Annotated in this window: 16 protein-coding genes; 12 read left to right on the forward strand and 4 right to left on the reverse strand. The window is 47.6% G+C overall.

Annotated elements, in window-relative coordinates:
- The first annotated feature begins 61 nt into the window (after positions 1-61).
- From GX019_00735 to GX019_00760, 6 genes are all read left to right on the forward strand, one after another.
- Entirely contained in the window at positions 62-1,021 is a 960-nt protein-coding gene (locus GX019_00735) for a sugar ABC transporter permease (protein HHT35684.1), read from the forward strand.
- A complete protein-coding gene (locus GX019_00740) occupies positions 1,022-1,876 on the forward strand; it encodes a carbohydrate ABC transporter permease (protein ID HHT35685.1) in 855 nt (284 codons plus the stop codon).
- 71 nt (positions 1,877-1,947) lie between these two features.
- Complete coding sequence (locus GX019_00745) at positions 1,948-3,705, forward strand: sensor histidine kinase (GenBank protein ID HHT35686.1); 1,758 nt, start codon at positions 1,948-1,950, stop codon at positions 3,703-3,705.
- Entirely contained in the window at positions 3,683-4,897 is a 1,215-nt protein-coding gene (locus GX019_00750) for a response regulator (GenBank protein HHT35687.1), read from the forward strand. The genes GX019_00745 and GX019_00750 overlap by 23 nt, the downstream gene beginning before the upstream one ends.
- A gap of 130 nt (positions 4,898-5,027) precedes the next feature.
- A complete protein-coding gene (locus GX019_00755; GenBank protein ID HHT35688.1) occupies positions 5,028-6,341 on the forward strand; it encodes a DUF4038 domain-containing protein in 1,314 nt (437 codons plus the stop codon).
- Positions 6,342-6,358: 17 nt separating this feature from the next.
- Positions 6,359-7,648 carry a trehalase / alfa-L-rhamnosidase / mannosyl oligosaccharide glucosidase gene (locus tag GX019_00760; GenBank protein ID HHT35689.1) on the forward strand — a complete coding sequence of 430 codons (1,290 nt, stop codon included), beginning with the start codon at positions 6,359-6,361 and terminating at the stop codon, positions 7,646-7,648.
- Between the two features lie 77 nt (positions 7,649-7,725).
- On the opposite strand, the gene GX019_00765 is transcribed toward GX019_00760, so the two are convergent.
- Positions 7,726-8,895: a hypothetical protein gene (locus GX019_00765; protein HHT35690.1), complete on the reverse strand. Its 1,170-nt coding sequence runs from the start codon at positions 8,893-8,895 to the stop codon at positions 7,726-7,728.
- 109 nt (positions 8,896-9,004) lie between these two features.
- Here GX019_00765 and GX019_00770 point away from each other — a divergent pair, with 109 nt between their 5' ends.
- Positions 9,005-9,820, forward strand: a complete 816-nt coding sequence (locus GX019_00770; GenBank protein HHT35691.1) for an RluA family pseudouridine synthase — start codon at positions 9,005-9,007, stop codon at positions 9,818-9,820.
- 138 nt (positions 9,821-9,958) lie between these two features.
- Entirely contained in the window at positions 9,959-11,644 is a 1,686-nt protein-coding gene (locus GX019_00775) for a phospho-sugar mutase (protein ID HHT35692.1), read from the forward strand.
- Positions 11,645-11,660: 16 nt separating this feature from the next.
- Here the strand turns inward: GX019_00775 and GX019_00780 are convergent, their stop codons facing one another.
- Positions 11,661-12,350, reverse strand: coding sequence for a TraB family protein (locus GX019_00780; protein ID HHT35693.1), 690 nt, complete (start codon positions 12,348-12,350; stop codon positions 11,661-11,663).
- A gap of 141 nt (positions 12,351-12,491) precedes the next feature.
- On the opposite strand from GX019_00780, the gene GX019_00785 reads away from it, so the two are divergent.
- Genes GX019_00785 through GX019_00795 form a run of 3 tightly spaced genes read left to right on the forward strand, consistent with a single transcriptional unit; the run spans position 12,492 to position 13,470 of the window.
- Positions 12,492-12,719: a hypothetical protein gene (locus GX019_00785; GenBank protein HHT35694.1), complete on the forward strand. Its 228-nt coding sequence runs from the start codon at positions 12,492-12,494 to the stop codon at positions 12,717-12,719.
- Positions 12,720-13,016 (forward strand): hypothetical protein, encoded by a 297-nt coding sequence (locus tag GX019_00790; GenBank protein HHT35695.1) that lies wholly within the window; start codon positions 12,720-12,722, stop codon positions 13,014-13,016.
- A gap of 4 nt (positions 13,017-13,020) precedes the next feature.
- Entirely contained in the window at positions 13,021-13,470 is a 450-nt protein-coding gene (locus GX019_00795; GenBank protein HHT35696.1) for a hypothetical protein, read from the forward strand.
- Here the strand turns inward: GX019_00795 and GX019_00800 are convergent.
- Positions 13,459-14,169, reverse strand: a complete 711-nt coding sequence (locus GX019_00800) for an arginase (protein HHT35697.1) — start codon at positions 14,167-14,169, stop codon at positions 13,459-13,461. The two genes, GX019_00795 and GX019_00800, sit on opposite strands and share 12 nt — an antisense overlap.
- Before the next feature lie 225 nt (positions 14,170-14,394).
- Here GX019_00800 and GX019_00805 point away from each other — a divergent pair, with 225 nt between their 5' ends.
- Positions 14,395-15,144: a LamG domain-containing protein gene (locus tag GX019_00805; protein HHT35698.1), complete on the forward strand. Its 750-nt coding sequence runs from the start codon at positions 14,395-14,397 to the stop codon at positions 15,142-15,144.
- Positions 15,145-15,190: 46 nt separating this feature from the next.
- Here GX019_00805 and GX019_00810 read toward each other — a convergent pair.
- Positions 15,191-15,682: hypothetical protein (locus GX019_00810; GenBank protein HHT35699.1), on the reverse strand; the 492-nt coding region annotated here is incomplete at its 5' end.

Here is a 15,682-nt window from a genome sequence, read left to right on the forward strand (position 1 = left end):
GCTAAATCAGCACATGCTCCAGTTGCTGCTGGGGCATGTGCTTTTCAGGAGGTGGGTCTAGATGATCGAGAAAAGAACCGCGGGTCTGCAGCTGAGGTATCGTCCTAAGCGCAAGCCGAACCGGTTGATCCGCTTTCTCAACCGAGAAGCGGTCTGCGGTTATGTCTTTGCATCACCTTTTATCATTGGGTTCCTAGCATTTACCATTGTTCCCATGCTGTACTCCCTGTATATTTCTTTTACCAGCTATCGGATTACCTCCAGTCCGACCTGGATTGGCCTGGACAATTATGTCCGCATGTTTACCCAGGATCCCCGGTATATCAACTCCATCAAGGTTACCCTTAAATATGTGGCTGTATCAGTGCCCCTCAAGGTCGGCTTTGCCCTGTTCATCGCGTTTTTATTAACCAGACGGGCGCGGGGAATGCCGGTTTATCGCTCCATCTACTACCTGCCATCACTCATCGGGGGCAGCGTAGCCGTTTCTTTGGTGTGGAAGGAATTATTTGCTGTTAATGGCGTGATTAATAAAATCTTGTCAATATTTGGCGTTGACCCCATTCAGTGGCTGGGTGACCCAACTTATGCGATCTGGGTTTTAATTCTGCTTTCAGCTTGGCAGTTTGGTTCTTCAATGCTGATTTTTGCAGCCGGCTTAAAGCAGATTCCAGCCGTATACTATGAAGCCGCGCAAATTGACGGCGCATCGGGTTGGCAGCAGTTTCTTTATATAACTATTCCCAGCCTATCCCCGGTAATTTTCTTCAACGTTGTGATGCAGACCATTTCGGCATTTCTTAACTTCACCCAGGCGTTTATCATTACGCAGGGACGACCGATGGACAGCACCTTAGTTTACTCTTTATATCTGTATTACAGCGCCTTTAACTATTATGAAATGGGCTATGCCAGTGCTATGGCGTGGGTGCTTTTGATCATGGTCGCGGTTGTTACCGCATTTATCTTTAAATCGTCTAGTTATTGGGTCTTTTATGAATCGAAAGGGGGAGGGACATAGATGCAGACTCGTTCTCAAACCAAAAAAATTGTCCTCACCGCTGCCTATCATACCTTCATTTTGGGGTTAGGGTTTGTGATGGTCTATCCGGTGCTGTGGATGATCTCCGGTTCGTTTAAAACCAACTACGAGATTCTCAACGAAGCTTTGAAACTGTGGCCGAATGAATTCAGTCTGGATAATTTTATCCGCGGCTGGAAAGGATTTGGGAACCTGAATTTCGGGGTGTTTTTCAAAAATTCTTTTTACATTACCATTCTAGCCACTTTAGGAGTAACGATTTCATCGTCTTTTGTGGCCTATGCCTTTGCCCGACTGCGATTTCCGGGACGCCGGTTTTTCTTTGCCTGCATGATGGCAACTCTGATGCTGCCGCCGCAGGTAGTGTTGATTCCCCAGTACATTATTTTCCGTAGCTTGAACTTGACCAACACCTATGTACCTCTGATCCTGCCGGCATGGTTTTCTCGAGCGTTCTTTGTGTTTATGATGATGCAGTTTATCCATGGGCTGCCCCGGGAGCTTGATGAGGCAGCAATCATTGACGGATGCTCCTGGTATTCGGTTTACTTCCGTGTCATCCTGCCTTTAATTAAGCCGGCCTGGATCACCACGGTGATTATCAACTTCTACTGGGTTTGGGATGACTTTATGGGTCCTCTGATCTACTTGAGCCGACCGGCTAAATTCCCGGTCTCACTGGCGATCAAATTGTTTGCCGATTCCACCTCCCGGACAGACTTTGGTGCCATGTTTGCCATGTCAACTCTGTCCTTGATTCCGGTGTTTTTAATTTTCCTGATTTTCAACAAAGAGCTGATGGAAGGGATCAGTGCAACCGGACTAAAGGGATAGAATTATTAATTTGTAAAATATCTTTGTAAAAAGTATAATGAAAGTGTAAAAAACAAAACAGGTGCTGAGCTATGAAATTAATTTCGCTGCGCAAAGGCTACTTTGCGGTATTGATTCTGATCGTGGTGATGGTTGCAACTGTAACCGGTTTATTTATGGTCAATCTTTATCAGATTTACACCAGGATGGTGTTCAGCGAATCGGCAGAAATCCTCAATCTCTATTCCAATATTGCCAACACCAGACTCGCGGCGATTGAACATCTGTCATTTGAGGTGCTTTCCAACCACGATATTCATCAAAATCTGCAGAGCTATATCAGGGCATCGGATCCTTTTCAAGCCCATCAGGCGGTGAACGACCTCTATACACAGCTGTTTACCCGCTGGATCATGACTGAGGGCGTTGAGTCGATCAGCTTCGTGTTTTTGGATGGGAAAAGGGTGGATGTGGGGCGGACCCAAGCTGTTCATGTTTCTGATTCTGCCCTGCCGAGCATTGTAACAGCTGCCCACAGCCTGGAGGGTTCTCCGGCTTGGGCAGCCAACGCAGCTGGTGAGAACACCATCACCCTCTACCGCTTAATCCGCGATATTACCGGCAGCAATAAATTTCAGCCCCTAGGTACACTGGTCATCAATATTTCCGCTGATTATTTCCTCAACTATACTCCAGTGATTTCGGCAAAATACAAGCCAATGATTGTCTGCATTGCCGATGACCAGGTTCTTTACGGCCAGGATTGGAGCATTGATTCGGAAGAGTTTTTGCAGGCGGTTAATGGGCATAACCGCCATAAACGGGTGAAGCTGAACGGTCAGTCCTTCTACATGCTTACCACTGAGTTTGGCAGAAATGGGTGGAAGCTGATTTATCTGCTGTCAGCCAGTGAGATGCTGAAAGACATTCAAAGTGCCAATGTGACTTATGGGTTAACGCTGGCCTTGATTACCGCGGGTGTTGCTGTGCTGGTATACTGCTTGGCCAACGCAGTTAACCGGCCGATTATGCGCCTTACTTCTGCAATGCAGGTAGTAGAAGACGGCAACTACTCGGTCAGGCTGGAGGAACCGGGTTCTCGGCTGGGCGTAGGTGTGACGGAAGTGGTGCAGTTGACGAATGGTTTTTCCCGGATGGTAAAAGAGATTGACCGTTTGATCAATGAGGTCTATGCCAAACAGTTAGCTCTGATCGATATGAAGTACCGGATGCTGACGCAGCAGATCAATCCCCATTTCTTGTACAACACACTTGATACGGTTAATTGGAAAGCAATTCAGTCGGGAAATGAAGAAATCTCAGTGATGGTAACAGCTTTATCCAAGCTTCTGCGCAGTTCTATCAAAGGCTCAGATATTATCTCTCTTGGTGAGGAACTCAATTTCATAGCTGACTACATTAAGATTCAAAAACTTAGGTTCGAGGAGCGCTTGCATATTGCGATCAATATTCCGGAAAATCTTCACAGCTGTCCCATTCCCCGGCTGACACTGCAGCCAATTGTGGAGAACAGCATCATTCATAATCTGGAAAAATATGCCAAGCCCTGCACAGTCATGATTGAAGCGGAAGCTGCGCAAGGTGAGCTTATGATCCGGATTATGGATGATGGGCGCGGGCTTGATCTGGACTATCTGGAAAAGGTGCTGAATCATGAGATCGAAACCGACAGCTGCGGTATCGGACTGCGGAATATTGACCAGCGGATTAAGATTACCTTCGGAGAAGCTTACGGTATCCGCGTCGCCAACCGCCAACCCACAGGAGCAATAATAACTGTTGTGCTGCCATGTGAGGGAGAGTGCGATGATCAAACTGCTGATTGCTGATGATGAGCGGACAATTCGAGAGGGGATCGCCCATTCAATTGATTGGGAGTCCTTGGGTATCTCACGCGTATTTTTAGCTGCAGACGGCAGGGAAGCCTGGGAGCTGATTGAGCGGGAACAGCCTGACATTGTGATTATCGATATTGTAATGCCGGAAATGACAGGAATAGAAGTGATCGCGAAGTTTGATGGCCTCGCCAACCGGCCGGAATTTGTTATTATTTCGGGGCATGATGAGTTTCAATTTGCGCAGGAAGCGATCCGCTACCACGTTAATAATTATATTCTTAAGCCCTGCACTCCTCAGGAAATTATGACCACGATCAAAGAAGTGATCGATAAGATTGAGCAGCGCCAGTCGATGGACAGATATCTGGAAATGCTGCTGCCCCAGGCCAGAGAACAAATTCTCCATAACTTTTTGCTGGAAACAGGGTCTGGTTCTGACGATCTGTTGGAGCATGTTTTTGATAAGCGCCATGCTCTGTACCAAATACTGGTGTTTACCTTCGAGGATCCCGCTGATTTTGTCAATCTGCCGGAGCTGAAAATCAGTTTGAACAGTGCCGCTGTGGTGCTTAACTGGAGTATCTGCACCATTATCCATGACTGTGTGGTGCTGATTTTTGATGCAGCTTCAGAAAGCAGGATTAAAGAACTGCTTAAGGCCGTCTACAGTTCTTTAGCGGAAGGCAGGATTACCGGTGTTAAAGCAGTGGTGACCGAAAAGGGAGGTCTTTGCCAGCTGCCGCGGCTGTTTAGGGAAGCGCTTGAAGCCCGCCGGCTGGGATGTGCCAGCAGTGAGCTGATCCCGCTGATTGATACCTGCAGGCTGAGATACTCGGAGCCGGTGCGGAGAGCTGTTCAGTATATCAATGAGCACTACAGCGATCCGTCTCTTTCCTTAAACCACATTGCTTCGAATCTGCTTTTTCTTAACCCGGATTACTTCGGGAAGCTTTTTAAAAAAGAGTGTGGAGTTAAGTTTAATGATTATTTGACCATGCTGCGGATTGAAAAAGCCAAACAGCTGATTGCCCGCTCGGAGGATTTGAAAATCTATGAGGTGGCGGATAAAGTTGGCTTTGGCAGCAGTACCGCCTATTTCAGCAGGACCTTTCGGAAATATACCGGTATGCTGCCGAGTGAATATAAAGAGCGGTTTTACAGCAGCGGAGATCAGGGAGCCTGACCTCCGCTTTTTTACTATTTCCTGAAACATAGTTGACGTTGGGGTTAAAATAATGTTAAAGTTAGAGGTAGAGTTTAGTAATAAGCAATAAATTTTAGCTAAAACATTTTACCAGTGGAGGGAGAAGACTGTGAGACCGTGGGATCATGGAAATCTGCAGGTAACTGCCAATAAAAAGTATCTGGCTGTTGGTTCAAAGCCCTTTTTCTGGCTGGGAGATACAGCCTGGCTGATGCTGGAAAAGCTGACCGAGGATGAGATGTACATCTATCTGAAAAATCGTCAGCAGAAGCATTTTAATGTGATTCAGGCGACATTAATTCACCGCGCTCAGGTGTTAGCTCAATATGAACCGTTCTTTGATAATGACCTCGGCAGACCGAATCCGGACAGCGAGTTCTGGACCCGCGTTGATCGGGCAATTGCCATGGCTGATGAACTGGGGCTGTACATGGCGCTGCTGCCAACTTGGGGCGGCTGGGCTAAGAGCGGGAAGCTTAATCTTGACAATGTGGAAGCTTACGGCAGCTTTTTAGCGGATCGCTATGGAAAATATCAGAATGTGATCTGGCTGACTGGTGGAGATATTCGCGGCAATATCGCTTATGATCTCTACATGAAGCTGGGTGCTCTGCTGAAGGAGCGCTGCCCGGGTCAGCTGGTGGGCTTTCATCCCTTTGGACGCACTTCCTCGTCCCTGTGGTTTAATGATGCTCCCTGGCTTGATTTCAATATGTTCCAGTCCGGACATCGCCGCTATGATCAATCCTCTTTAGGCGAATGGGATGACAATAAAGAGAAGGAAGGATTCTTTGGCGAGGACAGCTGGCGCTATGTTGAGCGCGACCACGCTACACTTCCCCTCAAACCCACATTGGATGGAGAACCTTCTTACGAGCAGATACCTCAGGGTCTCCACGATCCATCGCAGCCATACTGGCAGGATCACGATGTGCGCCGCTACGCCTACTGGTCGGTATTTGCCGGCGCCTGCGGCCATACCTACGGACACAACGCAGTTATGCAGATGTTTCGGGAGCAGGATAATGATCCTGATTTTGGTGTAAAATCCTACTGGCACCAGGCAATTCACGATCCTGGAGCTGGGCAGATGGCCCACTTGTATGAGCTGATGACTGCTGTTGAATTTAGCGAGGGAGAGCCAAAGGAAGAACTGCTTGCCGATGGGCAGAAGCCGAAATATGAGCGGATTGCGGTGTTTGCTGGCCGTGACTATGCTTATTTCTACAGCTATTTAGGCACTCCGTTTAGAGTTAACATGGATAAACTGTTGGGCAGCAAAGTCGATGCCTATTGGTTTGATCCAGCCGCTGGTATCTACAGCTACTTTGGCGCGCTGGACTGCCGGGGAGTTGAAGAATTTGTACCACCGGTTAAGCCTGCTGGCCACAATGATTGGGTGCTGGTACTGCGGAACAGATAAGGTGGAGGCGATGGGGTTTGAGCAGTCTGGCGGACTACCAAACAAAACTGCGGGAATTTTTTGAAGCCAACGTGGATACGGTGCTTAAATCACCAAACTCCTGCTTGAAACATCCCTTTGTTGATCCCGGTTCAGTATACGACGGCAATCTCTGGGATTGGGACTCATTCTGGGCCGTGTACGCCTTGTTCGGTCTGGTAAACCATAAAGGTGATCCAGATCTGAAAGAGCGGGTGCTTAAGCATGCTAAAGGCAATATCCATAACTTCTTTGATTATCAGCTGGAGGACGGCTATATCCCCATGATGATTGAAGAATCGGATCTGCCCGAGCCGTACCTGATTATGAAACGCAAGCAGGGTGCGGTTTTAAATATGATGAAGCCGTTTTTGTGCCATCAGATTGCGCTGATCAGCGGCTTTGCCGGCGATTTTGAATGGATGCGGGCATACGCAGATAATATCGAGCGCTATTTTGCCTGCTACGATAAATTTTATTATCATGACAACTGCGGTTTATATGTCTGGGCTGATGACGTGATGATCGGGATGGACAATGATCCGGCTACTTTTGGTCGACCCCGCTTCTCCACTGCCAACATGTATTTAAACAGCTTTATGGTCAGTGAGCTCTGTGCCGCGGCCCAGATTATGAAAGAGCTGGGATATGATGAGCGCTCCCAGTTTTATTTCGATAAGGCAGTCCAGCTGATTGATCATATTCAGGGAGAGTGCTGGGATCAGCGGGATAGGTTTTTCTACTCTGTCGATGTGGATATTAAGACGAGAAAATATGACTGGTTTCATGTAGGGCTGGGCGTATTCTGGAAGACGCTGCCGATCAAGGTTCGCACCTGGACCGGATTTATTCCCTTATGGGCGGGTTTTGCCACCAAGGAGCAGGCGGAGCAGATTGTGCAGCATATCCGGGATGGAGAGACTTTTAACAGCCCTTACGGCATTCGCACTCTGGCGAAAGACGAGAAAATGTACAACCTTACACCCACCATTAATCCATCTAATTGGCTGGGACCGATCTGGATTATTGTAAACTACGTTGTTTTCCGCGGGCTCTTAAATTACGGATATACTGATGATGCCCGCAAACTTTATGAAAAAACAGCGCTGCTGTTGGGACGGGATTTGGAGGAAAGGGGCACACTGCACGAGTACTATATCCCCGAAACCGGTGAACCGGTTATAAACAGCGGATTTATTAACTGGAATATGCTCGTTTTGAACATGGAGGATGAGCTTTCCGGCCGAAAATCCATGGATGATTATATCCACGTCCTTTTGCCTTATTAAGAAAATATCATCAAAAAGCCGGTGTTTCGCTTAAGATTTAAACGAGACACCGGCTTTTTGTTTTGTGAGTATATCAGCTAAGGCAGGAGCCAGGACCCTGTGAGGATAGCACTGGTGCGGTAACCCGACTCGTCGGCTTTATGGCCGTTATTCTGCACATAGCCTATTTCTAAGTCCAGCCCTAACCGCATCTGGTCGAACTGGCGTGCCGCGCCAAGCTTAACGCCATAGATCTGCTCCGGAACTAGCTTTTCTTCTTTCCCAATCCAAGGCGCCACATCGGTATTGCCGAGCTTGAGGTAGTACAGGCCAAATTTAGTGTCTGCGTTCAGCTTTTCAAAGTGCCTGGAAAGCTGAATGTCCCCTGCGGTTAAGTCATCTCCATAAGCGTGCCCTAATGATAGATCTCCATATGTAAAGACATTTTGAGGTCTGCCATTAGAATAGGCTTGGTCGGATACATGGCTGAATTCTGCCAGCAGATCCCACCCGGCAATTAATTCTTCAGCTTCAAGACCAAGCGTGATGGCGAACAGTTTAGGATTATCGTCCATGGGACTCATGGGAAATTCATTTACCAGGAGCTCCCCGTAGAAAGTAAACGGCGCTAACTGCAGTCTGCCGTCGCCATAGAAAAAAGCGTTGTCAATCGACGTCGATATTCCGGGGAAATACTTGGACAGGTAGTAGGGCATTATCGGCACAAAATAGAAGAAAGTATCTCCCTTAAAATGCTGGGAAACAACAAAAGCTTCGCCAATTCCAAGCGAGAAATAAGGAACAGGCTGCCAGTTCAAATAATGGACTCCCACCCGTTTATACTCATCATCTCGGCTGAGATCGCCGAAGAATTTAGTATAAGTCCATGGTTCGCGGTTAAAAGTATACCCGAGTTTTAAGAAAGCGGGACCGGAGTCGCGCAGGAAAATTTGGTGGATGGCTGCCTGCCCGACGCTCGCCGGTACTGCACCGCCAAAAATGCTCAATTCATCATTATGATATGTTAAGCCAAGCTGCTCAACTGCAAAGGTCATCTGACCTTTGTTTTCCATTTTCCCGCCGGCACTAAGGCCCATATTCAGGGTTAGATTAGGACTCAGCCCAATGCCGGCTGCAGCAGTCAGCTCATTGGCACCATTTTTCATGGTCCAAACCATATCCACTTCAGTTTTTGCGTAAATCTCGGCTAGACCCGGTGTGAGGCCAATAACCAGGACCATAAGAGCGATAATTGCCAGATTTCGCATCTTGACACCACCTGCCTGTTTTCTGATATTGTAAGGAGAGAGAAATATTCAGTATAGCTTTCTACATTTGGCAGATAGTTCCTTTCCAGACCAGCTGAGGAGATTTAAAATGGCACGAGTAATTCTAGCAGAACTTACCATTACCCCGGCTTTAGCGGGCATTACCGGAGTAGAGCTTTTAAAGGAAGAATTGAAGCTGTCAGCGCGACAGAGGCAGAAAGTGATCCGCACCAGAGGTTTTAAGGTGAATGGTCGAGCTGCGCATTCGCATACCAAGCTTAAAGTAGGTCAGGTGGTGCAGGTATCCCTGCCGGCGGAGGAGCAGGTGAAGGTGGAGCCGAAACCGCTGCCGCTGGATATTATTTACGAAGATGACCATCTGCTGGTTGTCAGCAAGCCTGCTGGAACTATTGTGCACCACATCAAACCTAACCAAAAACAGCCGAGCCTGGTAGAAGGTGCAGCCTATTATTTTCAAGAGCAGGGCATGGTTATTACTCCCAGACCGGTCCACCGCCTGGATCGGGGCGCTTCGGGGGTCGTTATCTTTGCAAAAACAGCTGAGATTCAAGCAGCCTTAACCAGAGCGTGGTCTGGGATTACTAAGATATATTGGGTAAAGGTGCACGGCAGGTTGGACCGGATGGGTGAGATTACCGAACCAATCAAAGGTAAACCGGCGCGAACAAAATATCTTCCCTTGGAGATTGGGGAAGATACCACCACGCTTAAGGTGCAGATCTTTACCGGCAGAACCCATCAGATCCGGATTCATCTGGCCGGAATCGGACATCCGGTTGTGGGTGATTACCGTTACGGAAATAGTACTTCTCGTCGGGAGCGCCTGGCCTTACACTGCTGGCAGATTACTCTGACTCATCCGGTGACAAATGTTTCGCTGCAGCTGACAGCTCCCCTCCTTTAATTACCCTTGCAATATTACTGAGTAAAACATAGAATATAAGGTGGTCATTCATAAGATCGATTAGTTCCGCATCGAAGCAGCTTGAGATGACGTGAAGATAATACTGAAGATGGAGCGATTGCAATGGTGAATGATTATATGATTAAATACAATAAATGGCTGACAGCGCCGTTTATTGATTCTAAAACTAAACAAGAGCTGGCCTCTGCTCATGAGCCGGCAGATATCGCTGATAGATTTTATAAGGATCTGGAGTTCGGCACTGGCGGTCTGAGGGGTATTATGGGGGCAGGGACAAACCGGGTCAATAAATATACGATCCGCAAGGCGACTTATGGATTAGCAAATTATCTTCTGGACAAGTACGGTGAAGCGGGTAAAGAGCGGGGTGTGGTTATCTCCTATGATTCCCGACTTAATTCACAGACATTTGCTTTAGAGGCGGCGCTGGTTTTCTGCGCCGTAGGAATTAAAACTTTTCTCTTCGATCAATTACAGCCCACACCGGTTCTCTCGTTTTCGGTCCGGCACCTTAAGTGCATGGGCGGGATTATGATTACGGCCAGCCATAATCCTAAGCAGTATAACGGCTACAAAGTTTACAATGAGCATGGTTATCAGGCTGTTCCAGATGAAGCAGATGAGATTATTGCCTTTGTCAACCAGGTCAAGGATTTTGCTTTAATTCCGGTAATTGAAGAGCAAGGTGCCCGTGAGCTTGGACTTCTGGTCAGTGTGGATGAGAGTGTGCTGGAAGCATACCAGCAAGCGGTAAACGCTCAATCGCTGATTGCGGATCCTGCCGTTAAGGCTGATCTGCGGATAGTTTTCACGCCGCTTCACGGCACCGGCTATGTTCCGGTCACAGCAGCTTTGGACCGCGCTGGTTTTGAGCATGTCTTTGTGGTCGAAGAGCAGAAGCTGCCGGATGGTAATTTCCCGACAGTTAAGTCACCTAATCCGGAGGAGAAAGATGCGCTGGCATTAGCGGTCGCCAAAGCGAAAGAGGTTGGCGCCGACCTGGTGATCGGGACCGACCCGGACAGCGATCGGGTTGGAGCTGCGGTTAAGCATCAAGGCAGTTATGAGTTTCTAACAGGCAACCAAATTGGCGCGCTGTTAACCTATTTTGTCCTGAGCCAAAAGCAGCAGGATCTTACACCGAAATCGACCATGATCAAAACGATTGTTACCAACGAACTGGGAGCGGAAATAGCTTTAAGCTATGGACTGCAGGTATTGGACACTCTCACTGGTTTTAAATATATCGGGGAGAAAATCACTGAGTTTGAGCAGACCGGTTCCCATGAGTTTATCATTGGCTACGAAGAAAGCTATGGCTATTTGGTGGGCACCCATGCCCGGGATAAGGATGCGGTAGTGGCAGCGCTTCTGATCTGTGAAATGACCGCGTTTTATCGGGAGCAGGGCAGGACATTGATTGATGTTCTGGCTGAACTTTATGATAAGTACGGCTGCTACCTCGATCATTTAGATGCGATCGAGCTTGAGGGCATTGAGGGCAGAAAGCGCATCGAAAGTATTATGGCCGCGCTGAGAGGAGAAGGCAGTAAGCTGATCCCAGATGTAGCCGAGATGCTGGATTACAGCCTCGGCATTGGGGATCTGCCGAAATCTGATGTGCTGAAGTTTGTGCTAAACGATGGTTCGTGGCTTGCCGCCAGACCATCAGGAACCGAGCCGAAGCTTAAAATCTATTATTCTATTAAGCAGCCATGTGAGGAGCTCGCTCAAGCAAAACTAGATCAGCTCCAGGCTGTGATTAAAAATAAGTTTGTGGATGCAGAAGGACACACGCTGTAAAAGCGTGTGTCCTTTTTTAGATCAGTTCATCTTTAAGGTTTTTGGTGATCCCCGGAATGTGGGCTGCGCCCACAACGGCAGCGATTTTTTCGCCTGGAGCAGTGATGATTCTGCGGGCAATGTACTGATCCCGTTCGTCAATCAGCGGCTGTTTTAGTCGGGGGTATTGAGCTGCAAATTGGTTTAAAAGCACGGTTAAGCTGTCGGGAGACTGCATTTCCTCCAATTTTGCTTCGGTTATCTCCGCTCCCCGCATGCCAAAAGCTGTTTGAAAGAGCAGTTTAATTTTCTCGAAAAAACTGAGGCTGTCCCAGGTTCGCCTGAGCGTAATCCGGATATCTCGGTCTGCTAAGACAAGCTCTGCGCCGACCGCTTCTGCGGACTGAATTGCTTGGAGCATTTCCTGGCCTGGAACAGTATTTAAATCAGCTGCCAGCCGCTTCTGCATTTTTCCCAAAAGCACGCTGAGCAGAGCATAAGGGGCTTTTTTTCTGCGAATCAGTCGGCGAAGGTCAGGCGGATCAGAAGGAGCACCGCGGGTTAAAGCTAGATAGCGCTGGTAATCCAGCTCAACGCAGACTGTATCCGGCTTTTCTGCTTCAATAATCTCTTTAACCTGTTCGGCGCTGCGTTTAGAGATATGGGCGGTTCCGATCAGAATTATTTCTTTGTCCCTGCAGTTTAAACGAACAATATGCTGTTCCATGCCGCACCGCCTTTGCAAGTTGGATTCTAACATAAATTATATGCTATTTAAGCAGGGTCTGCACTCGTTTCTTGCGAATTCCATAAAAAAGGGAATCTATACAGCTGACGAGAATTTTTATCTGCAAGCGAGGTGGGGATAATGGAGATAAAATTTACAAATGAACTGCTGTACCTCTTAATTGGTATTGTGCTCGGCATTTTTGTAGGGGCATATTTATCAGGTTTGTTTAGAAGAATTTTTCGGCGGAAAAATACCTATGAGCGTGAATTGGAACAGCAGGTCAAGGAACTGCAACGGCGGATTGAAGAGAAGGACCGCTATATAGCCCAGGCAATTAAGTCAGTAAAGAAAGAAGGAGTGAAGTAGATGAGCCGACTGTTTAAAACAGCTGCAGCCGGAGGTGCCGGCTATCTTGGTGGACTGCTTTTGGAGAGGGGACTAGAAAGCCTTACTGGCTTGGATTTTGTGGATGGTTTGTTTGCGGTTGGCGGCAGTGTACTGGCAGCCTTGTCTGTGAATCGGGAAATGGTGGAGCAGGCAGCAAGAAACATCCGGCAGATGTTCGGTAAAGACCCGATGCAGATCAGTGAAGACGAATGGAACCAGTATAAAGCTGCTTATCCAAAGACCGCAGAACTTTTGGAGAAGGCTTTAAAAGTCTAGAGCCATGCTGCAGTCAATTCTTGTTGGGTTAATAGCTAAAGTGGGGCTTGATAAGATCCGCGATCTAGGTTATTTTCCCCAAAGCAGTTATCTCAGCCGAGCTCTGCGGTGCTTGAAGCAGGACGACTTGGATGGGGCGATCAGCAGTTATCTGCTCGCGATTAGGCGTAAAGAGCCCACTGATAAATCCGAGATAGTACGGGAGATTATCACCCAGGCTGTTGATATCCGCATGCAGAAACTACAGGAAATGCATGATGAGATTTTGACCGAACTCTATCCGAAGCAGTGGACGCTGCGTCTTTGGTATGGAATAAAAAGGAGATTCAATGAAGAGTTTCGGCTGGCCAGGGCGGGGCGTGCGGAAGAGCTGAAAGAGTATCAGGAAGGCCTTAGGGTGCTTGAACAGCTCAAGATCCGGCTGGACACCGGAGCTGAGCAGTCAACTGCCTAACATAAGCTCCAGTTCATCGGCTAAAGTTAACTGCGTCGGATTCCAATCGCGAAGGGGACATTTGATAACTTGGTAAGGTCGGCCAAGGTCTTCGACAAACTGTTTGAAATCGTAATCGTACCATGGTGGTGTCCAAGCACCGGAGCGGCAGATGTGCACGGCTGTGACATTGGAAATCGGTTTCTCTTGTTTCAGCTGTTCTAATGTTGGATAGCTGATAGCGTAGATCCGATTCAGCTCTGCAAAATTGGTTGGCTTCTCATTGGTAAATGGGCTGTAAATGATGTGAGCTGATTGAATGATTTTCTCTTTCAGCAGCCGGCCCAGCCAGTTGCCGCAGTTAACTTCAAATTCCAGGGACTTAGGTACGCTGTAGCCCAGATCAGCGTGGGCATCAAACAGATATACCCTTTGGCAGCGGTGATGCTCAGCAATGTTATAAGACAGCATGTGGGAATCGGATACATAAACTTTTGCCCTCTCATCAATTTGAAAAACAGCTTTTATCTGGGTCCAAAACTCTTTTACATCCGGCGAGAGATAATACAGGTTTTGAATGTTTTTTCCGTACGCCTTGAGCCTGAGGTAGCGCTTGTACCAGAGATCCACGGCTGTTCTTTTGGTTTCTGAATAGGAAAAGCACTGTCCACTGCGAGTAGCAATAAAGTAGTCCCAGTCGATCGACAGCAGGTCTTTCATGCTCGCAGAGCACCTCCTCCTGTAGTAGTTATATTCGCTGTTGATCGGTTGAGTAAGGGGTCAGACAGCCAAATTGTGGTGAAACCAGTGAAGAAAACGGGATACAATTGTAAAAAAACGGCAAATATGCAGTAGGAGTTTTGTTGTTTATGAAGAATGTATGATAATGAATAATCATTTAAAAATTTTATGGTATGGACATAAACACAAGGAGGAAAGGGTAGTATGAAAAAAAGTAAGCTGATGTCTGTAGTAGTCGTTCTGGTGCTTATGGCAGCTTTATTATTATCTGGCTGCGAAAATTATGAGGAAGAGCAAATTGCTGGGCCTACTGAGGAAGGATTGGTTGCCCACTTTGCGTTTGAAGGTAATTTGGTTGATTCAACCGGAAATTTTGCTGATGGTGAGTTAATCGGTACCAAAATCGGACCAAGCATAGGCGAGATTACTGATGTCAGAGGAGAAGAACACTATTCAATCAGCTATGTGGACGGTGTTGAAGGTTCTGCTATTAAGTTTGACGGCACTCAGGGCGTCCTTATGCCGAGAGGGTTGATTGATGGAAGTACTTACACAATTTCACTCTGGATCAATCCAGCAGTGGTAACTCAGCATACTACTACATTCTTTGGCGCGGTCAGCGGCAGCAGCTGGATTAGCGTTGTTCCCGATGGCCCAACCACTCACTATACAATGCTCTGGTCCGGTGAGAACTGGTACGACGCTACTGCAGGCCTGACCATTCCAACCAATGAGTGGACTCATTTCGTAGCGTCAGTTGACCGGGGAGAAGTTAAGGTTTACCTCAACGGTGAGCTGAAATTTGAAGGTCAAGACTTCCCGGATATATTCCGCCTAGCTGGGGGCGAAGGAATCTTTGCACTGGCAGTTAACTGGTGGGATCTGCCGTTTATCGGCATGCTTGACGAGCTGAAAATCTATAACGTAGTCAAAACTCCTGACGAGATTGAATAATAACACTAGAAAATCGACTGCGGCCGCAGCTGCAGTCGTTTTTTTCTTAAAACATACAGTTCTTCCGAACCAGTTCCGCCATTTCATAGGCAAACCTTCTAATTTCCCAAATGTCCCGTTCTTCCTCCGGAAGCGACCGCCAGTATTCAATCTGTGCCGATGGTGGATCCCACATGGGAACCATTTGGGCAGCCTCTAACAAGTTTACGCAGTATTCGGCAGCAGTGAGGATATCATCAGTGGTTTTCTGCTTGGACATGAACAACGTGGTAGGCTCTACCCGGAGCGAGTCTTCTACTGCCCGCACGGCGCGGTAAGCGTGACCCTCTTTGTTAGCATTGACCTTGATTCGATCAGAGCTGCGCTTGCGGTAAAATCCGAACAAAGCTGCGATCACACCCGGATCCCGGGTTGTTCCATCTGGATAAACCAAACCATGAATATCTCCCCAGAAGCCTTCAATGATCAGATTAAACAGATACCACCCGATTTTGTGTTTTTCGGCAAGCTCCAATTCAATTTCGTATGGATTAGCCCG

Source organism: Bacillota bacterium (assembly GCA_012837335.1).
In the GTDB taxonomy this organism is placed as follows: Bacteria; Bacillota; Limnochordia; order Darwinibacteriales; family DTU012; genus DTU012.